Source organism: Hymenobacter siberiensis (assembly GCF_018967865.2).
Taxonomy (GTDB): Bacteria; Bacteroidota; Bacteroidia; order Cytophagales; family Hymenobacteraceae; genus Hymenobacter; species Hymenobacter siberiensis.
Map to the genome: position 1 here is coordinate 1,958,285 of NZ_JAHLZY020000001.1, position 23,383 is coordinate 1,981,667.

Below are 23,383 nucleotides of genomic sequence, written 5' to 3' on the forward strand. Positions count from 1 at the left end.
ATGAGGGGAGTAAAGGTGTGAAGATGGCCGGGCGCGGGTCAGGTTGCGGCCGCGACGCGCGGGTTCATTACCCGAAACCAAAGCGGCGGCATGGTGGCCAGCAGCATCATGCCGGGGTAGCCGGTGGGCATTTGGGGGGCGGCGGGCTGGTGGCGCAGGCTGTGGTAGGGGCGGGCGGCCTGGTAGTGGTGGTCGGAGTGGCGGGTGAGCTCATAGAGCAGGATGCGGCCCAGCGCGTGTTCAGAGTTCCAGGAATGGTGGGGCTGCACCCGCTCGTAGGTGCCGGGGGCGGTTTGGCGGCGCAGCAGGCCGTAGTGCTCCACGTAGTTCACCAGCTGAAACAGCACGTAGCCCACGGCAGCGGCCGCCAGCCAGGCCAGTAGGCCCGCCGGCCCCACCCAGGCCAGCACCAGCGCGGCCAGTCCCGCCTGCGCCGCCAGCAGCTGCAGCAGCTCGTTGTGACCCGACCACGACGACTGCCCCACGCGGTGCAGGCGCGTGGCTTCCAGGGCCCAGGCCGAGCGCAGCTCGCCGACCACGGCGCGGGGTAGAAAGCGCCAGAAACCCTCGTGCAGGCGGGCCGTGGCGGGGTCGTGCGGCGTGGCTACGTGGCGGTGGTGGCCGCGGTTGTGCTCGATGAAAAAGTGCGGGTACCAGCTGCTCAGCAGCAGTGCCTGCGCCAGGCGCTGCTCCCAACTGCGGCTGCGGTGGCCCAGCTCGTGCGCTACATTAATGCCGAGCGCCCCGCAGCAGATGCCTACGCCGAACACTGCGCCGGCTATTTCGGCGGCCGAAAAGTTGCGGTGGGCCACCGAGTAGAAAAAGTAGGCCAATAGGGCATATTGCAGCGGCACGTTGAGGTAGAGCAGGCCGTCGAAGAAGGGATGCCGCTTGGCCTCGGAGGCAGCGGGCACTCCGGCGGGTATCAGGGCCCGGTTGGGCGGCCGCAGCCATTCGATTAGCGGGATTAGCCCAAACGTGTAGCCCAGGGTGAGCCAGGTAGCGGCTCCGCCCAGGGCCAGGCCCACTGCGGCTGTGAGGGGCAGGGTGTAGGCCACCAAGTAGCGCAAGTCGCGGTAGGTGAAGGACATGAGGACGGGGCCGGACGGGGAGAGTACTACCGCCACAAGCGCACCGTGAAGGTACGGGCTGGCAGTGGGTTGCGTGCTGGTCGGGCTGCGTGCCGGCGCACGGCCTTGCAGCGACCCTGCCGGGTACGACCACGGTACATTTTCCTGTCTTCGCCGCCCACCCAAACTGCTTCCCACCCGATGATGCCCACAACCACGCCCGAGCTCAACCTCGAAGCCAATTCCCTCTCTACGCCCACCGGCGCGGCCCCGCAACAGACGGCCGGCCAGCGCCCGATGTTCTACGAGTTCAAGCCCGAAGAAACCGTGAAGGCGGCCCACGGCACCACCCTGCGCTGCAAAACCTGGGAGGCCGAAGCCGCCCTGCGCATGCTGGAAAATAACCTCGACCCCGCCGTGAGCCTCGTCTATGATGAGCTGATTGTGTGCGGTGGGGCCGGCCGCGCCGCCCGCAACTGGAAGGAATATCAGATTATCGTGAAAACCCTGAAGGAGCTGGAGGCCGACGAAACCATGCTGGTGCAGAGCGGTAAAGCCGTGGGCGTACTCAAAACCTGGCCCCACGCGCCCCGCGTGCTCATCGCCAACAGCAACATCGTGCCCGCTTGGAGTACCCAGTAATACTTCGACGAGCTGGACAAAATGGGCCTGATGATGTACGGACAGATGACGGCCGGCTCCTGGATTTACATCGCCACCCAGGGCATTTTGCAGGGCACGTACGAGACGTTTGCCGCGATGGCGGACAAGCATTTTGGCGGTAGCCTGCGCGGTACTATCACCGTCACGGCCGGCCTGGGCGGCATGAGCGGGGCGCAGCCCCTGGCCGTGACCATGAACGACGGCGTGTGCCTCGTCATCGAGCCGATTGCTGAGCGTATTTATTGGAAGGTGCGTGAAGGGTACTTGGACAAAGCCGCTGTCAGCTTGAACCATGCCTTAGAACTGTGTAATAAAGCTAAAGCCGAAGGCAATGCTTGGTCAATCGGCCTTGTTGGCAATGCGGCCACCATTCTGCCTAAGCTCGTAGAACTGGGCTTCCCGGCCGACATCGTGACCGACCAAACCTCGGCCCACGACCTGATGGATTACCTGCCCGAAGGCGAAATTGGGGAGGTGCTGGCCCTGCGCGAAGCCAACCCCGAGGAGTTCAAGAAGCAGGCCCTGGCCTCCATCGTAAAGCATGTAGAGGCTATTCTGGAGATACAGCGGCGCGGTGCCATCGCTGTGGACTACGGCAACAACCTGCGCGGCCAGGCCGAAAAAGGCGGCCTCACGGTGCGCGACGAAGCCGGCCAGTTCCTGTACCCCGGCTTCGTGCCCGGCTACATCCGCCCGCTGTTTTGCGAGGGCAAGGGGCCGTTCCGCTGGGCCGCCCTCAGCGGTGACCCGGCCGACATACTGCGAATCGACCGCGCCCTGCTCGAAACCTTCCCCGACAACAAGCTGCTGGCCCGCTGGATTGAAAAGGCCCAGGCCAAAGTTCCTTTTATCGGCCTGCCGGCCCGCGTGTGCTGGCTGGGCTACGGCGAGCGTGAGTAGTTCGGCCTCGTGATAAACGACCTTGTGGCGCGGGGCGAAGTATCGGCCCCCATCGTTATCGGCCGCGACCACCTCGACTGCGGCTCGGTGGTCTCGCCCAACCGCGAAACCGAAGGCATGAAGGATGGCTCCGACGCTGTAGCCGATTGGCCCCTGCTCAATGTCCTGGCCAACTGCGCCAGCGGGGCCGACTGGGTGAGCCTGCACAACGGCGGCGTGGGCATCGGCAACTCCACCCACTCCGGCATGGTGATAGTAGCGACAGGAACCCCCGAAAAAGCCGAACGTCTGAAACGGGTATTAACCACCGAACCCGGCATGGGCATCTTCCGCCACGCCGATGCTGGCTACGAGCTGGCGCAGGACGTGGCGCGGGAGCGCGGCGCGAAGATTCCGGGGCTGAAGTAGGGTAGCGTTAATTAAACCGAGCGGAGCCGAGGCATCTCGCGTGGGGTAGTAAACCAATCGTAAGGATTAGTGACTGCATGCGAGATGCCTCGACTCCGCTCGGCATGACGTGCTTTTCCAGCGGTCCAACCCCCTTTGGCCCGCCGCCATCCCTAACAACTGTCCGCCGAACAAAAGCAACTGGCCGCCGTAGTTGTTAAGCTACTTGCGGCAGCGCATCGCCGCCGCGCAAACCCTAAACTTTCCCACTATGAACATTGGAATCATCGGCGCCGGTCACATCGGCAGCGCGCTTGCCGTGCGGCTCACCAGCCTCGGCCACTCAGTTAAAATCGCCAACTCCCGCGGCCCCGAAACGCTGACGGACGTGGCCCAGAAAACGGGCGCTACCCCCGTTACAGCCCGGGAAGCGGCCCAATACGGCGAAATTATCGTGGTGACCATTCCACTGAAAAACATTCCCGACCTGCCCAAAGACCTGTTCGAGGGTGTGGCCGCCGACGTGCCCGTCATCGACACGAGCAATTACTACCCCATGCTGCGCGACGGCCAGATGCCGGAGCTGGAAACCGGCGACCTCACCGAAAGCGAATGGGTGCAGCAGCACCTGGGCCGCCCGGTGGTGAAGGTGTTCAACAACATCTACGCCGACCACCTCGAAAATAAGGGGCAGGCCGCCGGAACCCCCGGCCGCATTGCGCTGCCCGTGGCCGGCGACGAGCCAGCCGCCAAGCAGAAAGTAATGGCCCTTGTAGAAGAGCTGGGTTTCGACGCCGTGGACGACGGCAGCCTGCACGAGTCGTGGCGGCAGCAGCCTGGCACCCCTTCGTACGGGGCCGACCTGCCCGCCGACAAGCTACGCGAGCACTTCGCCAGCCTGGGCACCAAACGCACCGAGGCCCAGCACGCCGAGTACCTGGCCAACCACGCCAAGGCGGAGCAGCAAATGGCCGACCAGGGCATCCAGCTGAAGTAGCCTACTGCTGCCGGATAGCCGGCAAACTAAGTAGTTAGTTATCAGTAATCGGTAGTCAGACAGAAATCAATTGACTGATTTTTAGATAGCTGAAATCTGATTACTGACTACCTACTTAAAACGTCATGCCGGGCATAGCCCAGGCATGACGTTTTTTTGTGCCCTTTGCTATTGCCTCAAGCCAGTGCGGGGCTGCCGTTATTTCGAGTAGGTGGTTTCGGGGCTGGCTGGCCCGAAACCCAGGCGGTTTGGCCCGGGGGTAGCTACTTCGGCCCGCACGCGGGGCAGGCTGCCGGGGTAATCGCGTTGCAGGAAGGCGACCAGCTGCTCGCGGATGTCGCAGCGCAGGTCCCAGGCGTCGCTGCCGTTGCGGGCGCTCACCAGGGCGCGCAGCTCCAGGGTGGTTTCCTTGGAATCGGTGACGTGGAGCTTGCACACGCGGCCGTCCCAGAGCGGGTGGTGGGCGGTGAGGCGTTCCAGTTCGGCACGCACCGCGCCTACCGGCACCGAGTAGTCGGTGTGGATGAATACCGAGCCCAGGAGCTCGGCGTTGCTGCGCGTCCAGTTCTGAAAAGGCTTCTCGATGAAGTAGTTGAGCGGCAGTACCAGCCGGCGCTGGTCCCAGATGTTGAGCACCACGTAGGTGAAGGTGATTTCCTCTACGCGGCCCCACTCGCCCTCCACCACCAGCACATCATCGATGCGAATGGGCTGGGTGAAAGCAATCTGGAAGCCCGCCAGAAGGTTGCTGATGGAGCGCTGGGCGGCAAAACCTACAATCACACTGGCAATACCGGCCGACGTGAGCAGGCCCGTGCCCAGGCGGCGTACCGTTTCGAAGCTCATAAGCACCAGGCCCACCCCGATGAAGGCAATGAGCGAAACGGCAATTTTTTTGATGAACTGAAGCTGTGTGAACAGCTTGCGTACCCGCAGGTTGTCGCTGCCGCTGAGTTGGTAATACTGCTGCACGAGGTCCTGCACCACGTCGAGGGTGCGGATGAGGCCCCAGGCGAAAGAGAGAATCAGGGTGAACTCCACCACGCGGCGTAGTACCTCAAAGGGCTTGGGCGGCAGTGGCACCAGCGGCAGCAGCAGTGAAATGGCCAGCACCGGAAAAAACCAGCTACTGACGGAGCTCAGGTTGCTGCTCACGGAGCGGGCCAGGGCCGAGTCCTCGCGCCGGTTGTAGGCCCGCAACAGGGCAAAAACCATGAGCCGGGCCACCAGGCCGGCCGCCAGGCCGCCCAGCAACACGGCCAGCGTGGTCAGAATATCAGGAAAATTTGAGAAGATTGGGGCGAATTTTTCGGTCATAGCCAACGGCGGAGCAGCCCGTCGGGCCGCTGCAACATGAGCAAGGTGTACCTTCGATTGGCTGTAAAGGTTCGTGGCTTCGGTGCCTGCCCCGGGGGCGTGCAGCGGGCTGTTTGCAAAACGGAACGCCTGTTTGTGGTCTAACCCGGAGCTCTGCCGGCGCGGTGCTTTCAGTTTGCGGATGGCTGCTGGCGCGGGGTAGCGCGGCAACCGTTCCAGGTGCGCCAGCCGCTGCCGCCGCAACCAGCCGCAGATAAGGTACCGAACCGTTACCCAGCCCCACCGGCCGCGTACCTTGCGCCTCATGGTTGTATAAATGATTGATTTACAGTTTTATGAAGCTTCGTCCTACGCTGTTCCTCGCCGGGGCGCTACTGCTGGGCTGCCGCCCGCCTGCCCGGGTCCAGCAGGCCACTTCGCCCTACACCACCCGCTTCGCCGTCGATGCCCCCATCACGGCCGGGCTGCTGGGGCTGAGCGCCGCCGGCCTGCTGCTGGTGCAGCACAAGCGCACCGCCACCGAGGCCGACCTGGCCGCTCTGGACCGGGCCAATATTCCCCGTATCGACCGGTTTTCGGCCGGCCGGTTCAGCAACCGGGCCCAGGTCGTGAGCGACGGTTTTTGCTACTGCACCCTGGCGCTGGTGCCCGCGCTGCTGGCTTTCCAGCCCAACGTGCACGGGCGCTACGGGCAGGTGGCCGGCCTCTATCTCGAAACCATGAGCAGCACGGCCGCCCTGTTCACGCTCACGGTGGGCACCGTATACCGCTACCGGCCCTACCTCTACGGCCCCGAGGGGGGCGCGCGCTGCGCCACGGCCCGGTGACCACCGATGCGTTTTTTGGCGGCCACACGGCGCATACGGCCACGGCCACGTTTTTCGCGGCTCAGGTTTTTCACGATTTTAACCCTGGCTCCCAAGCCGAGCCCTACGTGTGGGGTGTGGCCGCCGCCGTGCCCGCCGTGGTGGCCTACTTCCGCGTGCAGGCCGGCAAGCACTTCCTCTCCGATAACCTGGTGGGCTACGCCGTGGGGGCCACCGTGGGCGTGATGGTGCCGCGCCTGCACCGCAACGAAACCGTGTTTTACCCCGCCAACGTGCCGCCCCAGCGCTTCCTCGATTCGGCGGTGGGCGTGGGGGTGGGAGCGGCGGCGGGGCTGGTGACCTTGCATTTCTATAAAAAGCTGCACGGCACGGGTGTTTCGCTGGGGCCGGTGCAGGGGCAGAACATGAACGGCTATGCCTACGGCGGTGTGCGCTTTGCACGGGCGCTGTAGCGCAAACTTTGCGGCTCGTATCCCTGACTAAGACCAAACGGGCGAGGTTGGCCCGGTAGCTGGCGCGAGTTTAGCGCAGCGTAACTCGTGCCCGGTTTTGAGTGGAGGTTATACCTCCACTGCCGCGCCAGCGGCAAGGCGGAATTGCGCAAGATGGGTCGTTCTATGGGAGGCACAGCCTCCCCCGTAAGGCCGGTCACGAGTTACGCTGCGCTAAACTCGCGCCAGCAAGGGTTATGCTGCTCTAAACTGGCAGGCATGAGGGCCCGCGCCATTTGTTCAATACCCCGCAAATAGCCGCCCACCCGCCTGATTCCGTAAGCCCGATTTCCCGCCAACCCCGCCAGCCGCGCCCGCGCCGCGTTTGTCGCGCCCGGCCCCGCTCGCGTCCGTCCCTGTATGCAAGAACAAATCCGCCTCCTCGAAGCCCGCGCCAAAACCACCGACTGGAAACAATTTGGCCCCTATCTCACCGAGCGCCAGTGGGGTACTGTGCGCGAAGACTACAGCGCCAACGGCGACGCCTGGAACTACATCACCCACGACATGGCGCGCGCCTACGCCTACCGCTGGGGTGAGGAAGGCCTCGGCGGCATCAGCGACGACCAGCAGCGGCTGTGCTTCGGTATCGGCCTCTGGAACGGGGTCGATAACCAGCTGAAGGAGCGCCTCTTCGGCCTCACTAACGGCCAGGGCAACCACGGCGAGGACGTGAAGGAGCACTACTACTACCTCGACAGCACCCCCACGCACTCCTACATGCGGATGCTGTACAAGTACCCGCAGGCTGCTTTCCCTTACGATGAGCTGCGGGATGAAAATGCCGCCCGCACCCGCCAGGAGCCCGAATTCGAGCTGCTCGACACCGGTGTTTTCGCCGAAAGCCGCTACTTCGACGTGTTCATTGAGTATGCCAAAGCGGGCCCCCAGGACGTGCTCATTCAGCTCACCATCCACAACCGGGGTCCCGAGGCCGCGCCGCTCACGGTGCTGCCGCAGCTCTGGTTTCGCAATACCTGGACGCTGGGCTACGACGACCACCGGCCCGAAATCCGTCGTACCCAGGCCGCTGCGATGGAAGCCGAGCACCGCGACCTGGGTCGCTATCAGCTGTATTGCGACCGCGCCGAGGAGCTGCTGTTCTGCGAAAACGAAACCAGCCCCACGCTCTTTGGCAAGAAGCGCGAGAAGAAAAACAAGGCCGGCCGCTACTTCAAAGACGGCATCAATGAGTACATCGTACAGGGCCAGGCCACGGCCGTGAACCCCGCCGAAACCGGCACCAAGGCCGCCGCCCGCTACCAGTTCAACATTCCGGCCGGCGAAGCCCGCGTGCTGCGCCTGCGCCTCAGCCAGCCCACGCACGAAGCGCCGTTTGCCGATTTCGACCCCCTTTTCGCCACCCGCCGCGCCGAGGCCGACGAGTTCTACGACTGCATTCAGGAGGGCCTCCGCAATGCCGACGCCCGCAACGTGCAGCGCCAGGCCTTCGCCGGCATGCTCTGGAGCAAGCAATATTATTACTACGATGTGAGCCAGTGGCTCGACGGCGACCCTGGCCGCCCCGTGCCGCCGCCCGAGCGCCTCACCGGTCGCAACGCCGCCTGGCGGCACCTGCACAACGCCGACATCGTCTCGATGCCCGACAAGTGGGAATACCCCTGGTACGCGGCCTGGGACCTCGCCTTTCACTGCCTGCCGCTGGCCATGGTGGACGCCGACTTCGCCAAGCAGCAGCTCCGCCTGCTCTGCCAGGATGGCTACCTGCACCCCAACGGCCAGATGCCCGCCTACGAGTGGCATTTCAGCGACGTGAACGCGCCCGTGCACGCCTGGGCCACCTGGCGCGTGTACCAGATGGACCGCAAACTGCACGAGGGCCGGGGCGACACCGCCTTCCTCGAAGCCGTGTTCCAGAAGCTGGTGATGACTTTCACCTGGTGGGTGAACCGCAAGGACCGCGACGAGCGCAACATCTTCGAGGGCGGCTTCCTGGGTATGGACAATATTGGGGTTTTCGACCGCTCGTCACCATTGCCCACCGGCGGCAAAATCGAGCAGAGCGACGGCACCAGCTGGATGGCCATGTTCGCCCTCAACCTCATGCGCATGGCCCTGGAGCTGGCCCAAACCACGCCCGTGTACCAGGAAATGGCCAGCAAGTTCTTCGAGCATTTCCTGTACATCGCCGAAGCCATGACCCGCGGCGGCGGCGGCCACTTCAATCTCTGGGACGAAGAAGACCAGTTCTACTACGACGTCCTGCACGCCCCCGACGACTCGCGCACCCGCCTGCGCATCCGCTCCATGGTGGGCCTCATCCCGCTGTTTGCCATAGAGGTAATTGACGATGAGCTGCTGGCTACCGTGCCCGAGTTCCACGCCCGCGCCCTGGCCCTCATCCAGCGTCGCCCGCGCCTGGCCGAGCTGGTGAGCCGCTGGCAGGAGCCCGGCCAGGGCGCGCGCCACCTTATGGGCCTCATGCGCCAAAGCCGCCTGCGCAGCGTGCTTACCCGCATGTTGGATGAAACCGAATTCCTCTCCGAATTCGGCATCCGCTCGCTCTCGCGTTACCACCTCGACAACCCGTACTATTACCACATGGGCGAGGCCGACAGCTTCTCCGTGACTTACGTGGCCGGCGAGGCTGAGTCGGACATGTTTGGCGGCAACTCCAACTGGCGCGGGCCGGTGTGGTTACCCGTCAACTGCCTCATCATCGAGTCGCTGCAGCGCTACCATAGCTACTACGGCGATGCGTTTACCATTGAGTGCCCCACCGGCTCGGGCCAGCTGCACACGCTGGCGCAGGTGGCCGATGCGCTTTCAGCCCGCCTCGCCCGCCTGTTTCTCAAGGATGAGAACGGCCGCCGCCCCGCCCTGGGCGATACCGAAATCCACCAGACCGACCCGCACTTTCGCGACAACCTGCTCTTTCACGAGTACTTCCACGGCGACGACGGCCACGGCCTCGGCGCCAGCCACCAAACCGGCTGGACCGGCTTGGTCGTGCGTCTGCTGGAAAAGGCGGGCGGGTAGATTGGGGAAGCTAAATCAGAACGTCATGCTCATCTGGCGTCCGCGCAGCCGCAGCGGCTGCGTAAAAGCACTAAGTACTTGAATAATTGCTTACGCGGCAGAGATGCTGCCGCTACGCGGACGCCAGATGAGCATGACATTTCCCGGCTCGTTTCTGCTTGTGCTACTGCGGCAAGGCCCGCAGCGCCGCCAATGCCTCCTCCGTTTCCGGCCGCTTTTTCTCCACCTTGCGTTCGGTTTTGGCGTCGCCGTGCTTGGTTTCCTGAGTTGGGGTGGGTACCCCCTTGGCGTAGTAGGCCAGCAGGGCCTGGCGCAGGGCGGGGGTGAGGTGCTCGAACTTACGCTTGTGCAGCTCGCGTAGCAGCTCGTTGTACGTTTGGTCGGCCAAGGCGTAAGTGATGGGGCGGGTGGGTTTGCCGGTGTCGAGGTTGGTGTCGGGCAGGGGCCGGGTGCGGGCGGTGTCGGTGGGCTGCTCGCGCACCAGCGTGGCGAAGCGCACCAGCACCGCCCGGTAGCTGGCGCGGAACTTCGCCTCGCCCGCCGCATCGGGCAGCTTGAAGGCATAGGTTTTCAGCGGGCCTATTTTGGGCAGCAGGTTGATGAAGAAGGCCATTACCCGCGCCCCGAAGCCGGGCCGCTCATACCCATCACCAAATTCCTTGCGAAACGCCCGGGGGCTGGCCTTGTAGCGATAGTCGCGCCGCCGGGCCTGGGGACTCATCTTCCTGATTGCCTTGCGTTGGCTGTGCCAGGCGGCGCGGGCCGTGGCCGGCAGCAGCTGGTTTACGGCGAAGCGAAAGGTGGCAATGCTCACATCCACGTTCAGAATTACCTGCCCCAGCTCCAGCCCGTAGGTTTGTTGAAAAGCGCGCTCCAGCACCGGGTTGCTCACCCGGAAGCCGATGAATTTGTGGTACTCCTGGCTGCGGTAGCGTCCGGCGGCCACCTGCACCACATCAAACGAAAATTCCAGCTCGGTGTGGCGCTTGGTGGCCTGCTCGTAGGTGACGACCGGTCCGAACTGCGCCCGCAAATCGGGGTACACGGTGGGCATAATCTGGTTGGTGCCCTCGGGGTGGCCCACATTGTCGGTGGCGTAGTGGGCCAGCGCGCCCAGGGCGTAGGCATACTCGTTGCGGTTGTGGGCCTGGCCCAGCAGGTTGCGCACAAAGTCGCCGGACCGCACGTAGTGCATGAGGTTGGTGAAGAGCGTGGAGCCCAGCGGGTAGTAGCCCATATCCTGCAAAATGGAGCCGCCGTAGGCGTAGCTTTTGGCCTCTTCGAGCTGCTCGGTGGTGGCCCCGGGGTAGTGGTGGCGCAGCAGCGGCACCAGAGTTTTGTCCCAGGTCGAGTCGATGACGGCCTGATGGGTGAGCACGGCATAGGCGGCGGCAGGGGCCAAAGGCGCGGCCAGCAGCAATAGAAGGAATAAGCGAAAAATCATAAGAAAGTTGGTGCAGAGCAAGCGCCTTCGTGGCAACGGGAAAAGCCGTCCGGCCGTTGCAAAGGCCCGGCGCCGTTCGGGCCGGTGCCAAAGGCGCAGGGAAGCAGCCCCAGCCTTTCGCGACCATCACCACCCCGAAACCCAGGGCGCAGAATTTCGTTTTGGGCCATATTACCCAGTTGCGGTTACGCAGGGCTTTCTGCGGTATGTGTTGCTGTTGCTGGTTTAACGCGTTTGAGCCGTTTTTAAGACGGGGACCAGCAACGAGAAACCAGTAACTAAAAACGAGTTAAACCACCTGACGCAAAAGTTGCCTGCGTAACCGCAGTTACCCAATTATTTACCTATGAAATTTTTTCCCGCGCTCGCTCTTGTGGGCTCCCTGCTTACCGGTGCCGCCCCCGTCGCCCAGGCGCAGCACTCAGCTTCGCCCTATCACACCCACTTCGCCATCGATGGCCCCATCATCCTGGGGCTGGGCGCGACCAGCGCTTTCGGTCTCTACCGCGTGCAGCAGAAAAGCGGCCTGAGCGATGCCGAGTTGGCCGCGCTCAACAAAAACGATATTCCAAAAATCGACCGCTTCTCGGCTGGCTGGTACAGCGACCGCGCCCAGACCGCCAGCGACTTGCTCTGCTACCCCACGCTGGTCATCGCGCCCGCCCTGCTGGCCCTCAACGACAACGTGCGCGGCCACTACGGCCAGGTAGTAGGCCTGTATATCGAAACAATGCTGGCCACCGATGCCCTGTTCACTACCTCGGTGGGCAATATCTATCGCTACCGGCCCTATCTCTACGGCACCGAGGGCGGCGGTGGGCGCTCGGGCAAAATCGCCACCAATTCCTTCTTCGCCGGGCACACCGGCCACACAGCCACGGCCACCTTCTTCGCCGCCAAAGTCATGCACGATTTCAATCCCGGCTACGCCGGCGAGCCCTTCGTGTGGGGCGCGGCGGCCGTAATACCCGTCGCCGTGGCCTACTTCCGCATCGAAGCCGGCAAGCACTTCCTCACCGACAACCTCGTGGGCTACGCCGTGGGCGCAACCATGGGCGTGGTAGTGCCGCAGCTGCACAAAGTGGCCGGCCGCCGCGGCCTGTCATTGATGCCCTTGCAGGGGCTGAATGCCAACGGCTATGCGTATTCGGGCATGCTGCTGAGCAAGCGGCTGTAGCTTAAACTACTGCTAGCTTTATAGCAGCGCTTACTTAAACTGCGGCTGATAGCAGGACCGGGCTCGCCATAAGGCAAGCTCCTTTTGCTTGCAAATCGGCCTGCGCTGCTGCCCAGCCCTCGGCCGAGATAGCGCGGGTAGCATCGGTGACGACGGTGGTGGCAAAGCCGGCGGCCAGCGCGTCGAGGGCCGAGTAGTACACACAATAGTCGGCGGCCAGGCCGGCCACGAAAACTTCGGTCACGCCCCGGCCGCGCAGGTAGTCGGCCAGGCCGGTGCTTTTGCGGTGGCCATTGTCAAAAAATGCGCTATAGCTGTCAATTTCCGGGTTCATGCCCTTGCGGAAGATGGCTTCGATGCGTTCCGTATGCAGCGCGGGGGCCAGGGCCGCGCCGTTGCTGGCCTGGGTGCAGTGGTCGGGCCAGAGCACCTGCGGTAGGCCGTGCAAGTCAATCTGCTCGAACTGGCTGCGGCCGGCGTGGTTGCTGGCGAAGCTCTCGTGGCTGGCCGGGTGCCAGTCCTGGGTGGCCACCACCAGGTCGAAATGCGCTTGCAACGCATTCGCCAGCGGTATAATGGCGTCGCCCTCGGGCACGGCCAGCCGGCCGCCGGGCAGGAAATCGTTTTGAATATCGATGAGCAGGAGGACTTTCATGGGTAGGGGAGATGGGCAATGTGGTTTGAATAGGGAAGGGCACAAAAGAACGTCATGCCGAGCGGAGCCGAGGCATCTCGCTCGGGGTTATTTGGGGTCGTTCAACGACTCACGCGAGATGCCTCGGCTGCGCTCGGCATGACGTTCTTTTTGATTGCGACCGGAAATAAACCAAGCATTCTGGCCGGAGTTACGTTTACCCCAGAACAAACCTACGCTCATCCCTCATGCCCGACCTTCAAAATCAGATAATCCTCGTCACCGGAGCTACCTCCGGCATCGGCAAAGTCACGGCCACTGAGCTGGCCAAAAAGGGTGCTCACATCGTCATTCTGGCCCGCAGCGCCGAAAAAGCAGCCGATACTCAGCAGGAAATTAAAGCCGCCGCCGGCCACAACCATGTCGACATCCTGCTCGCCGACCTCGCCGACCTCGACCAGGTGCGCCGCGCCGCTGCCGAGTTCAATGCCCGCTACCCGCGCCTCGACGTGCTGGTGAATAACGCCGGGCTGATTTTCGGGGCCGAGCGCCAGCTCTCGCCCGATGGCAACGAGCTGGGGGTGGCCACCAACCACCTCGGCCCGTTCCTGCTCACGGCCCTGCTCTTCGATAAGCTCAAGGCCAGCCCCGCCGCCCGCGTGGTCAACGTAGCCTCCGAAGCGTACCGCATTGCCCGGCCGGATTTGGCTGACTTTCAGTCGGCCAGCGGCTACGGCGGCTTGCGCGTGTACGCCAACACCAAGCTCTACAACATCATGTTCACGCAGGAGCTGGCCCGCCGCCTGCGCACCCATGGCATTGCCAACATTACCACCAACGTGCTGCATCCCGGCGTGGTGGCCAGCGGCTTCGGCAACAGTTCGGGTGGGCTGATGGGCTTTCTCACGCAGCTGGGTCGGCCCTTCATGATTTCGGTGGAAAAAGGGGCCGAAACCAGCATTTTCCTGGCCTCCGCGCCCGAGGTGGGCACCGTCAGCGGTGGCTATTTCGACAAGAAAAAGGCCGAGCCCGTGAAAAGCTCCTTCAATACGCCCGAAAATGCCCAGCGGCTCTGGGCGCTGAGCGAGGTGCTCACGGGGGTGAAATTGCTGGATTAGGACACCGCAGGCTTGTCATTCCGACGAAGGAGGAATCTGGGTAAATTCCACCCTCAGATTTCTCCTTCGTCGGAATGAAAACGCCCTGTTCGGGTAACTACTAAACGGCATGAATTGCCGGGTACAGCGCCCGCCACTCATCCTCCAGAATGCCCATTTCGATGAGCGTCCAGTAGCCGTCGCCGTGGCGCACCACGTCGCGCATGCGGCCCTCCTCCTGGAAGCCGCACTTGAGGTAGCAGTTGATGGCCGCGTGGTTGAAATCGTAGACGCCCAGGCTGATGCGGTGCAATTTCAGGTCCTCGAACCCGAGGCGCAGCATGGCCTTCACCATGGCCTGGCAGATGCCCCGGCGGCGCTCGGTCGTGTTGCCCACCAGCACGCGGGTGATGCGCCCGGCCCGGTCGCGCTCGCTGATGCCGCCCAGTGAGATGTGCCCGACGGTGACGCTGGTTTTCGAATCCACTGCTTTGTAGATGAAGACGTTGGGGTCATTCATATCATTGGAGCCTTCGATGTACCAGCTCAGGCCGGCCTCGGTAAGAGGGAAGGAGAACATCGAGCCGCTCCACTCTTTCATCAGCCGCTCGTCGTCGACCCATTCCATGAGCTGAGCGAAATCGTCGGACCTGAAGGGTTCCAGTATAATCATATAAAAAAAGAGACGCACCGGGCCGATAAGCCCGGCAATAAGCCCGCAAGATAAGGCCCCGCGGGGGTGCTTTGCTAACCAACCGGGCGGCTGGCTTGTTAGCCGCCTGCTTCTCAAACCCTCTATTTTTCTCCATGAACTTAGCCACCAACACCATCCTGCTCACCGGCGGGGCCTCGGGCATTGGCTTGGCACTGGCCATCCGTTTTCTGCAGGCCGGCAGCACCGTCATTATCGTGGGCCGCCGGGCCGATAAGCTGGCCGAAGCCCAGCAGCGCTACCCCGGCCTGATTACGCGCCAGGGCGACATTGCCACCGCCGCCGAGCGCACCGAGCTGGTGCGCTGGGCCACCACCGAATACCCCGCCCTCAACGTGCTGGTGAACAACGCCGGCATCCAGAACCGCATTCAGCTGGCCGATGATGCCGCGGCCGACTGGGAAACCCGCCGCCAAGAGCTGGTTATCAACGTGGAAGCGCCCATTCATTTGGCTATGCTGCTGGTGCCGCACCTGCGCCAGCAGCCGGGCGCGGCCATTGTCAACGTCACGTCGGGGCTGTCGTTTGCGCCGGCGGCGTTCGTGCCCATCTACAGCGCCACCAAGGCGGCATTGCACTCGTTCACGCTCTCGCTGCGCCACCAGCTGGTGCCCACGGGCATTGCGGTGCTCGAAATTGTGCCGCCAGCTGTGAATACTGACCTCGGTGGTCCTGGTCTGCACACCTTTGGCGTGCCGGTTGATGACTTTGCCGATTCCGTAATGGCGCGGCTGGCGGCCGGCGAGCAGGAAGTGGGCTACGGCAGCTCCGAAAAGTCGCGCCTGGCCTCGCGGGCCGAGCTGGACGAGCAGTTTCGGGCGATGAATAACCGGTAGGCATTTCTACTATTAGGAGTTGTTTAGAAAATCCCCGAACGGTCATGCAGAGCGCAGCGCAGCATGACCGTTCGGGGACCTTTGTGACTTTCTAAACAACTCCTTATGCTGAACGCAGTGAAGCATCTGAGTAAAGTGCCTGGATAAGTTCCGGACGCTTTGCTTTACTCAGATGCTTCACTGCGTTCAGCATGACAGTTGGTTACTCCCGGCCGCGCAGCGGGTACTGCGCCGGAATGCCCTGCGACTTGGCCGGCTGCTTGGCCAGGTCCTGCAAAATCACCTCAATGGCTTTGGCCAGCTGCGGGTCGGCACCGTTCTGGGTGTCGGCGGGGCGCACGTCTACTTCGATGTCGGGGGCCACGCCTTCGTTCTCAATTTCCCACTTGCCATCGGGGCTGTACACGGCAAAGCTGGGCGAGGTTACGCTGCCGCCGTCGATGAGCGGCGGGTAGCCAGAAATACCCACCAGGCCGCCCCAGGTGCGCTTGCCGATGACCGTGCCCAGCCCGCGCTGCCGGAAAAACGCCGGCAGCGCATCGCCACCGGAGCCAGCAAACTCGTTCACCAGCATCACCTTGGGTCCGTAGATGGACGAGCCCGGCGAGGTAAACGGCCGGCCCTCCCGCGGGGCCCAGTAGCTGAGCAGGGGCCGGTTGAGCAGGTCCAAAATGTAGTCGGCCACGAAGCCGCCGCCATTGAACCGCTCGTCCACAATTACGGCCTGCTTATCGAGCTGGCTGAAATAGTAGCGGTTGAAAAACTCGTAGCCTTCGGCTCCGGTGTTGGGCAGGTACACGTAGGCCACCTTGCCACCCGTGAGCCGGTCTACGGTGCGGCGGTTATCCTCGACCCAGGCAATGCGGCGTAGGGTGGCTTCGCTGGCCACGGGCACCACGGTTACCTCGCGGGCTCCTTTGGGGCCGGGCTTATCGTTCACCAGCAGGGTAATCTGCTTGCCCACGGTGTTCTCGAAGAAGCTATACACGTTGTCGGTGCCGCGCAGTGGGCGGTTGTTCACGGCCAGCAGGTAGTCGCCGGCCCGCACGCCCACGCCGGGGCCGGTGAGGGGCGCGCGCAGGCTGGGGTTGAAGCTCTCGCCGTTGAATACCTTTTTGAAGCGGTAAACCCCGTCCACTACCTCGTAGTCGGCCCCGAGCAGACCCACGGGGTTGGCCGTGAGGCTGGGCATGTCGCCGCCGCTTACGTAGTTGTGGCCCACCACCATCTCGCCTATCATCTCGGCAAATAGGTAGTTGAGGTCGGCCCGGTGCGCCACGTAGGGCAGAAAGCCGGCGTACTTCTTTTTGGTGGCGGCCCAGTCGAGCCCGTGCATGCCGGGGTCGTAGAAGTAGTCGCGCTCCAGGCGCCACACTTCGTCGAACATCTGGGCCCATTCGTGGCGCGGGTCCACGTAGGCGTCGAGGCTCGTCAGCGCCATTTTGCCGTCGTTGGCCACTGGTTTGCCGGCCGCTTCCACAATGCCGTAGGCATCGTGCGGCGCCATGTAGAGCAGCTTCTTACCGTCGGCGCTCACGGCGTAGTCGTTCACTTCGGCCAGGTACAGCTCGCTTTTGCGCTCTTTCAAATCGTAGCGGTGCAGGCGGTGGGTGGGGGCAGTAGGCGTGGCATCGGGGCCGGCGGCCACGCTGGCGGGCACCTGCTCCAGGTAGAATATTTTGTCGCCGTCGGCCACCTGCACGTTGCTGAGCTCACCCACCACCGAGCCGGGCAGGGCCAGAATGCGCTGCCCCAGGCCCACGGTATCAATTACGATTTTGGCGGTGGCAACGGGCTTGCGCGGCTTCAAATCCTTCACGGCCACTTTGGGCGCGGGGCGGTTGCCCACCGGCTTGCCCACAATAATCGAGTCGGGCTTGCTGATGGCCGCTTTTTCCTCGTCGCTCTGCGGGGCGAAGGGCGAAGTGTCGCGGCGGTTGAGCACGGCCACATACAGCGTGCGCTTGCTGTTGCGGTCATACGACGACATGTCCAGCCAGGTAGCGCGCAGGGCCACGTCGTTGCTGGCCGTAAAAAACAGGTACTTGCCGTCGCGGCTGAAGGCGGGCGCGGTGGCGTCGCTGCGGCCGTCGCTCACGGCCACGCGGCGGCCGCTGGGCAGGTGGTACATCCTCACGGTACGCATGTGGTTGGGCATCTGCTGGGCGTAGGCCAGCCACTGCCCGTCGGGCGACCAGGCCGGGTCGAGGGCCGGCTCGCCCAACAGCGGGCCGTAGGTATCGGCGGCCACGCGGGTGGTTTTCTTCGAAGCCAGGTCGAGATACCATAGGTTCAGCTTCTTGTCGGTGTAGGCAATTTTCTTGCTGTCCGGCGACCACAGGGGGCGGAAGTAGAAGGAGTTCGGCCCCAGCGAATACGCCTGCGCCGGTTTCAGCCCGCGCTGGTCCTGCACCATCAGCTGGTACTCGCCTGAAGCGTCGGACAGGTAGGCGATGTGCGCGCCGTCGGGGGCCCAGGCCGGGTAGCGCTCGTGCGAGGTATCGGAATGGGTCAGGTTGCGGCTTTCGCCTTTTTTGGCCGGCACGGTGAACACATCGCCGCGCGCCTCCACCACGGCGCGCACGCCTGTGGGGGAGATGGCTGCCCCGTGCAGCATGCCGGCCACGCTGCGGTACTGCGGCCGCAGGGCCAGCACCTCGGGCGAGATACTGATTCTGAGGTCGGTCGTCTGGCCCGAGCCGGTATTCATTAGGTGCAGCCGGCCGGCCTGCTCATACACCAAATCGGTGCCGTTGCCGCTCAGCGCTTTCACGTCATAATCGGTGTGGCGGGTCAGCTGCTCCACTTTTTTGGTGGCCGGGTCATATACGAACACGTTGTTGGTACGGGCGCGGTCACTCAGGAAATAGACCTTGCCGCCCAGCCACAGCGGGCTGGTGTCGGTGGCGTTCTCGTGCGGAATCTCCTCGGTGGCTAGCGTCTGCAAATCCGTCAGCCAGATGGGGCCGGTCTGGCCGCCGCGGTAGTGCTTCCAGGTAGTGGTGGGGTTGGTAATATGCGTGTGGGCCAAGGTTTTGCCATCGGGCGAGTAGCTGCCCTTCTCACCCATCAGCAGGGGTAGGCGGGTGGGCAGCCCCCCGCTCATCGGCACGGTGAAGAGCTGCAACGAGCGCGCATAGGCTTCCTGCGAGCTGCTGAAGAGGATGCGCTGCCCGTCGGGCGTCCAGTCGCGCACCACCTCGGCCGAGGGGTGCCACGTCAGGCGGCGCGGCTGCCCGCCGCTCACTGCTACCACGTACACGTCGGCGTTGCGGTCGTAGTCGCCGGTGAAGGCAATGAACTGGCCATCGGGTGAGAAGTGGGGGTTGGTTTCCACACCCGCGCCCACAGTCAGGCGCTGCGGATTCGAGCCGTCGCGGTTGGCCAGCCAGATGTCGCCGGCGTAGCTGAAGGACAGCTTGTCGCGGCTCAGGGCCGGCTCGCGCAGCAGCAGGGTTTCGGGGGGTGGGGTTTGGGCTTGGGCCGCGCCGGCCAGCAGCAGCAGTGGCGCGAAGAAGTAGGTTTTCAGCATGTTTGCGCAGAATTGAGGTGTTGCGCAAAGCTAGCCGAATTTTGGGACTTTCGATGGGATAAATTGGATGAAAATCGAACAGTCATGCTTCGCTGCGCTCTGCATGACCGCCTTTTTATTATCGTTTAGGAAAGCGCTTTACGCCTCCAGCCGCAGCACCGCGCGGCTATGCTTGCGCACGGCGGCGGCCAGCGCTGGGTTATCGGCCAGCTTCTGGCCGAAGGAAGGTACCAGCTGCCGGAACCGGGCCTGCCATTCGGGCGAGGCGGCGCGGGCGGGGAAGCACTTCTGCACCAGCTCCAGCATGATGGCCACGGCCGTGCTGGCCCCCGGCGAAGCGCCCAGCAGCGCGGCGATGGAGCCATCGGCGGCCGTCACCATCTCGGTGCCGAATTCGAGCACTCCGCCTTCTTTCTTGTCCTTTTTGATGACCTGTACGCGCTGGCCGGCCACTTCGAGCTGCCAGTCGGCGGGGTTGGCTTTGGGGTAATACTCGCGTAGGGCGGCGGTGCGCTCCCGGGGCGTTTGCAGCACCTGGCCGATGAGGTATTTGGTGAGGCCCAGGTTGCGCGCCCCGGCATAAAGCAGCGGCCGGATGTTGCCCAGCTCGATGGATTTGAACAAGTCGGTGTACGAGCCCTGCTTCAAAAACTTGGTGCTGAAGCCGGCGTAGGGGCCGAACAGCAGCTCTTTGCGGCCGTTTATCTGGCGCGTGTCGAGGTGGGGCATCGACATGGGCGGCGAGCCCACTGCCGGCTTGCCATACACTTTGGCCTCGTGCCGGGCAATTATGTCCGGGTTCTGGCACTTCAGCCACTGCCCACTCACGGGGAAGCCGCCGAAGCCATTTGCCTCCGGAATGCCCGACTTTTCAAGCAGCGGCAGCGAGCCCCCGCCGGCCCCGATAAACACGAAGCGCGCGCGCTCGATGCGGCTCACATCGAGCCCCAGGTAATTGACTTTCAACCGCCAGATACCGTCGTCCTTTTGCCGAAAATCCTCAATCTCGTGGCCTAAATGAAACTCCACGCCTGGCTGCCCCTTCAAATAATCAAACAGCGCTCGGGTGAGGGCCCCAAAGTTCACGTCGGTGCCAATGGCCATGCGCGTGGCGGCCACGGGCGTGGCCGGGTCGCGCCCGTCCATCACCAGCGGAATCCACTGGGCAATCTGGGCCGGGTCGGTGCTGAATTCCATGCCCTGAAACAGGGGCGAGTACAGCAGCGCGGCGTGCCGCTTGCGCAGGTATTCCACGTTGCCGGCACCCCACACGAAGCTCATGTGCGGGATGGTGTGGACGAACGCCGTGGGGTCGGGCAGCTGCCCTTCCAGTACCAGCGTCGACCAGAACTGCTTGCTCAGTTCAAACTGCTCAGCAATTTTGTCGGCCTTGTTGATGTCGATGGAGCCATCGGGCCGCTCGGGCGTGTAGTTCAGCTCGCAGAAGGCCGAGTGGCCGGTGCCGGCGTTGTTCCAGGCGTCGGAGCTCTCGGCGCCCACGGCGTCGAGGCGCTCGAAGACCGAGATGGTCAGGCTGGGGTCTAGGGCCTTAAGCAGCACGCCAAGCGTGGCGCTCATAATGCCCGCGCCAATAAGGATGACGTCGGAAACGGGTTTGGCAGGGTTGGAAATAGCTGGGGTCATAGCGAAAAAGAGAAAATAGTCGCTGGCAATACGGGGGACAGTCGGCCAGGGCTGTTTGTTGGCGAAGAAAACTGCTCGGGCCTACCTTGCGCCCCCGAACTGGTGGGAGTAACCGACGCGTTGCCGTTTGGCCCGCTTCCCAACCCCACGCGTCGCTTCCCCCAATGCCCGACCTCAACCTGCCCCTGCTGCCCCTGCCCACCCGCGCCGATGCCACGGCCCCGCGTCTGCTCATCATCTACACGGGTGGCACGGTAGGCATGGCCCTGAACAGCAGTGGCGAGCTGGTGCCCATGGAATTTGGCCACCTCGACCGCCAGATGCCCGAGTTGGCCCACCTGCAGTTTCGCCTGGAACTGCTGAGCCTGCCCGCGCCCATCGACAGCAGCAACGTGACGCCCGCCGACTGGCTCTTTCTGGCCGGCCTCATTGACCAGCACTACCTCGATTTCGACGGCTTCGTGGTGCTGCACGGTACCGATACCATGGCCTATTCGGCGGCGGCGCTGAGCTACGTATTGGAGCATTTGGGCAAGGCCGTGGTATTCACCGGGGCGCAGGTGCCGGTGGGGGCCAACCGTTCCGACGCCCAGCGCAACCTCATCACGGCCCTGGAAATTGCGGCCGCCCGTCACCCCCGCGTCCACACTGTGCGCGTGCCCGAGGTGTGCGTGTTCTTCAACGATGTGCTCATTCGCGGTACCCGCGCTAAGAAGGTTGAAAGTCAGCAGTTTGCTGCTTTCAAAAGCGAGAATTACCCGCCCCTGGCCCGTGCTGGCATCAGCCTGGAATTCGACGACAATAGCATTCGCCTGCTGCCCGGCGCGCGCCTCAAGGTGCACGGCCAGCTCGAAACCGGCGTGGCCGTGCTGCGCCTGTTCCCGGGCATTACGGAGGCGGTGGTTTCGGCCATTCTGGGCGTTCCGGGCCTGCGCGGCTGCGTGCTCGAAACCTACGGCTCGGGCAATGCGCCCACCGCGCCGTGGTTTCTGGCCTGCCTGGCCGAGGCCCGCCAACGCGGCGTGTGGCTCCTGAATGTGAGCCAGTGCGAAGAAGGCCGCGTGGTGCAGGGCAAGTACGAAACCAGCGCCCGCTTTGCGGAAATGGGCATCGTGGGCGGCGAAGATATTACCACCGAGGCGGCCGTGACCAAGCTCATGTTCGTACTGGGCTTGGGCGTGAGCGAAGCCCGCACCCGCGAGCTGCTGGCCACCGACCTGCGCGGCGAGATAACGCTTTGAAAATGAGCTAAGAGTTAGGCATTAGGAGTTAAAAGTTAGCAGAACGGCAACTCTTAACTCCTAACTCTTCACTTTTAACTCAATTCTTCCCCTATCTTTGCCCCACGAACCACCATCCTTGAGGGGTGTCCGAGTGGTCGAAGGAGCACGCCTGGAAAGTGTGTATGGGTCTCAAGCTCATCGTGGGTTCGAATCCCACCCCCTCAACATAAGCAAACAAAAGCCCGTTTTCAGATTGGAAACGGGCTTTTGTTTGCCTTGATGCGAAGCTATTTTACTACTTCGAGCCAGCCTTTCCAGGTTTGGCCGGCGGCTACGTCGGGGGCGCTGCCCCAGTCCTGGGTGTAGTTGGCCTGCTCGAATACCTTGCGCTGCCTGCGAAACGACGAGCTGCTGGCGCGACTCTGCGATTTCGACCCGGCTCTTGTGGATTTGGAGAAGCTGATTAGCGTACGGCTCCGAGGAAAAGCTTCGCTGGCATATAATCCAAGCGACGCATGCGTATCAGCAGGCCGCCTTGGCCTCAGCCGAATACGCCGGTATGGTCCGCTTGCTCGTATCTGCTGCAACGCTAAAGCCTGAGCCGCCCTTCCTCAGCGTATCATCATATCCTTTAGCGAAATGATATATTCCTTGGTGCCGGCATCGTAGCGGATAGTGTAATTGGTGGGGAAGTACTTGCCCGTTACCTCATACACCGTGGTTCGCGGAATGGCCTTCACCACGTTCACGCTGGGTACCAACATGGCCTTGGTGAGCATCGGTTCCACGAAGGTGACGTGGCCATCGTAGGTGCCGTAGACGAAGGTGTGGGTGAAGGCCGTGCCCGGCGTGTATTCGGGGCTGGTGGGGTCTATCCAGTGGCGGCCCATCATGGGCATGGTGCGGCCGGGCACCACGTTGGGCGGCGTGCTGTAGCCGGCCAGCAGCTTGTTGGTGGCCGGGAAAATGTCGTCCTTGGGGTCGTCGAGGGTGATGGTATGCTGCGCGGCCATGGGCTGCATGTAGAAGTGCGCATCGAAGTGCGGCACGCCGTAGATGGGGATGGGGTCGTGGCCGTTGGGGTTCCAGCCAAAGGAGAGGTGGTCGAACGGCATTTGCGTGGCGGCGCTGCTGCCGGCGGGCAGGGTCATGTCGTATATCGTGCCCGTGGCCGGCGTGGCGGGCAGGCCGGTCAGGGCAGTTTCTGTGAGCGCCATGTCGATTTCCGTGGGCTTGCCACTGGCATCGGCCGAGATAAAGCTGCGGGCCGAGCCGCTGCCCACCTGCACGGTGGGGCCGTAGGTGATGGAGGGCTGGGCGGCAGGGCTGTCTTTGCTGCAAGCCAGCAGCAGCGGTAGGCCAAAGGCCAGCAGGGCCGCCGAGCGACACCAGCCGCTAAAGGAGATACAAGGGAGGTTTGCCATAGCCAGAG

General features: G+C 63.3%; 16 protein-coding genes, 1 tRNA gene and 1 pseudogene. 10 read left to right on the forward strand and 8 right to left on the reverse strand.

Annotation, left to right across the window (positions count from 1 at the left end; genetic code table 11):
• Nucleotides 1–38: 38 nt before the first annotated feature.
• Complete coding sequence (locus KQ659_RS08705) at nucleotides 39–1,091, reverse strand: alkane 1-monooxygenase (protein ID WP_216689143.1); 1,053 nt, start codon at nucleotides 1,089–1,091, stop codon at nucleotides 39–41.
• 276 nt (nucleotides 1,092–1,367) lie between these two features.
• Here KQ659_RS08705 and hutU point away from each other — a divergent pair.
• Both hutU and KQ659_RS08715 read left to right on the forward strand, forming a co-directional pair.
• Nucleotides 1,368–3,041: pseudogene (hutU, locus tag KQ659_RS08710) on the forward strand (urocanate hydratase).
• A 205-nt stretch (nucleotides 3,042–3,246) separates the two neighbouring features.
• Nucleotides 3,247–4,017: an NADPH-dependent F420 reductase gene (locus KQ659_RS08715; RefSeq protein ID WP_408610778.1), complete on the forward strand. Its 771-nt coding sequence runs from the start codon at nucleotides 3,247–3,249 to the stop codon at nucleotides 4,015–4,017.
• A gap of 198 nt (nucleotides 4,018–4,215) precedes the next feature.
• Here KQ659_RS08715 and KQ659_RS08720 read toward each other — a convergent pair whose 3' ends face one another.
• The gene (locus KQ659_RS08720) at nucleotides 4,216–5,334 is read right to left on the reverse strand and encodes a mechanosensitive ion channel family protein (RefSeq protein ID WP_216689141.1); all 1,119 of its coding nucleotides are present in this window, start codon (nucleotides 5,332–5,334) and stop codon (nucleotides 4,216–4,218) included.
• Between the two features lie 335 nt (nucleotides 5,335–5,669).
• On the opposite strand from KQ659_RS08720, the gene KQ659_RS08725 reads away from it, so the two are divergent.
• The 3 genes from KQ659_RS08725 (at nucleotide 5,670) to KQ659_RS08735 (ending at nucleotide 9,652) form a co-directional block, all read left to right on the forward strand.
• Entirely contained in the window at nucleotides 5,670–6,161 is a 492-nt protein-coding gene (locus KQ659_RS08725; protein ID WP_216689140.1) for a hypothetical protein, read from the forward strand.
• A complete protein-coding gene (locus tag KQ659_RS08730) occupies nucleotides 6,158–6,613 on the forward strand; it encodes a phosphatase PAP2 family protein (RefSeq protein ID WP_216689139.1) in 456 nt (151 codons plus the stop codon). Before KQ659_RS08725 ends, KQ659_RS08730 begins: the two co-directional genes overlap by 4 nt.
• Nucleotides 6,614–7,012: 399 nt before the next feature.
• Nucleotides 7,013–9,652 (forward strand): MGH1-like glycoside hydrolase domain-containing protein, encoded by a 2,640-nt coding sequence (locus tag KQ659_RS08735; RefSeq protein ID WP_216689138.1) that lies wholly within the window; start codon nucleotides 7,013–7,015, stop codon nucleotides 9,650–9,652.
• A gap of 163 nt (nucleotides 9,653–9,815) precedes the next feature.
• Here the strand turns inward: KQ659_RS08735 and KQ659_RS21455 are convergent, their stop codons facing one another.
• Complete coding sequence (locus KQ659_RS21455) at nucleotides 9,816–11,096, reverse strand: zinc dependent phospholipase C family protein (RefSeq protein WP_216689137.1); 1,281 nt, start codon at nucleotides 11,094–11,096, stop codon at nucleotides 9,816–9,818.
• Nucleotides 11,097–11,442: 346 nt separating this feature from the next.
• Here KQ659_RS21455 and KQ659_RS08750 point away from each other — a divergent pair, with 346 nt between their 5' ends.
• Nucleotides 11,443–12,273 carry a phosphatase PAP2 family protein gene (locus KQ659_RS08750; protein WP_216689136.1) on the forward strand — a complete coding sequence of 277 codons (831 nt, stop codon included), beginning with the start codon at nucleotides 11,443–11,445 and terminating at the stop codon, nucleotides 12,271–12,273.
• A 34-nt stretch (nucleotides 12,274–12,307) separates the two neighbouring features.
• On the opposite strand, the gene pncA is transcribed toward KQ659_RS08750, so the two are convergent.
• Nucleotides 12,308–12,928, reverse strand: a complete 621-nt coding sequence (pncA, locus tag KQ659_RS08755; protein ID WP_216689135.1) for a bifunctional nicotinamidase/pyrazinamidase — start codon at nucleotides 12,926–12,928, stop codon at nucleotides 12,308–12,310.
• Nucleotides 12,929–13,155: 227 nt separating this feature from the next.
• Here pncA and KQ659_RS08760 point away from each other — a divergent pair, with 227 nt between their 5' ends.
• Entirely contained in the window at nucleotides 13,156–14,025 is an 870-nt protein-coding gene (locus KQ659_RS08760; protein WP_216689134.1) for an SDR family oxidoreductase, read from the forward strand.
• A 100-nt stretch (nucleotides 14,026–14,125) separates the two neighbouring features.
• Here KQ659_RS08760 and KQ659_RS08765 read toward each other — a convergent pair whose 3' ends face one another.
• Nucleotides 14,126–14,677, reverse strand: coding sequence for a GNAT family N-acetyltransferase (locus KQ659_RS08765; protein WP_216689133.1), 552 nt, complete (start codon nucleotides 14,675–14,677; stop codon nucleotides 14,126–14,128).
• Nucleotides 14,678–14,811: 134 nt separating this feature from the next.
• On the opposite strand from KQ659_RS08765, the gene KQ659_RS08770 reads away from it, so the two are divergent.
• Nucleotides 14,812–15,552 carry an SDR family oxidoreductase gene (locus tag KQ659_RS08770; protein ID WP_216689132.1) on the forward strand — a complete coding sequence of 247 codons (741 nt, stop codon included), beginning with the start codon at nucleotides 14,812–14,814 and terminating at the stop codon, nucleotides 15,550–15,552.
• Between the two features lie 202 nt (nucleotides 15,553–15,754).
• Here KQ659_RS08770 and KQ659_RS08775 read toward each other — a convergent pair whose 3' ends face one another.
• Both KQ659_RS08775 and mqo read right to left on the reverse strand, forming a co-directional pair.
• A complete protein-coding gene (locus KQ659_RS08775) occupies nucleotides 15,755–19,084 on the reverse strand; it encodes a S41 family peptidase (RefSeq protein ID WP_216689131.1) in 3,330 nt (1,109 codons plus the stop codon).
• A gap of 138 nt (nucleotides 19,085–19,222) precedes the next feature.
• Nucleotides 19,223–20,728, reverse strand: a complete 1,506-nt coding sequence (mqo, locus tag KQ659_RS08780) for a malate dehydrogenase (quinone) (RefSeq protein ID WP_216689130.1) — start codon at nucleotides 20,726–20,728, stop codon at nucleotides 19,223–19,225.
• A gap of 164 nt (nucleotides 20,729–20,892) precedes the next feature.
• Here mqo and KQ659_RS08785 point away from each other — a divergent pair, with 164 nt between their 5' ends.
• Complete coding sequence (locus KQ659_RS08785; RefSeq protein ID WP_216689129.1) at nucleotides 20,893–21,969, forward strand: asparaginase; 1,077 nt, start codon at nucleotides 20,893–20,895, stop codon at nucleotides 21,967–21,969.
• Nucleotides 21,970–22,088: 119 nt separating this feature from the next.
• Nucleotides 22,089–22,176 (forward strand) — tRNA-Ser (locus tag KQ659_RS08790).
• A gap of 386 nt (nucleotides 22,177–22,562) precedes the next feature.
• Here the strand turns inward: KQ659_RS08790 and KQ659_RS08795 are convergent.
• Nucleotides 22,563–23,375, reverse strand: coding sequence for a DUF5602 domain-containing protein (locus tag KQ659_RS08795; RefSeq protein ID WP_216689128.1), 813 nt, complete (start codon nucleotides 23,373–23,375; stop codon nucleotides 22,563–22,565).
• Nucleotides 23,376–23,383: the final 8 nt, after the last annotated feature.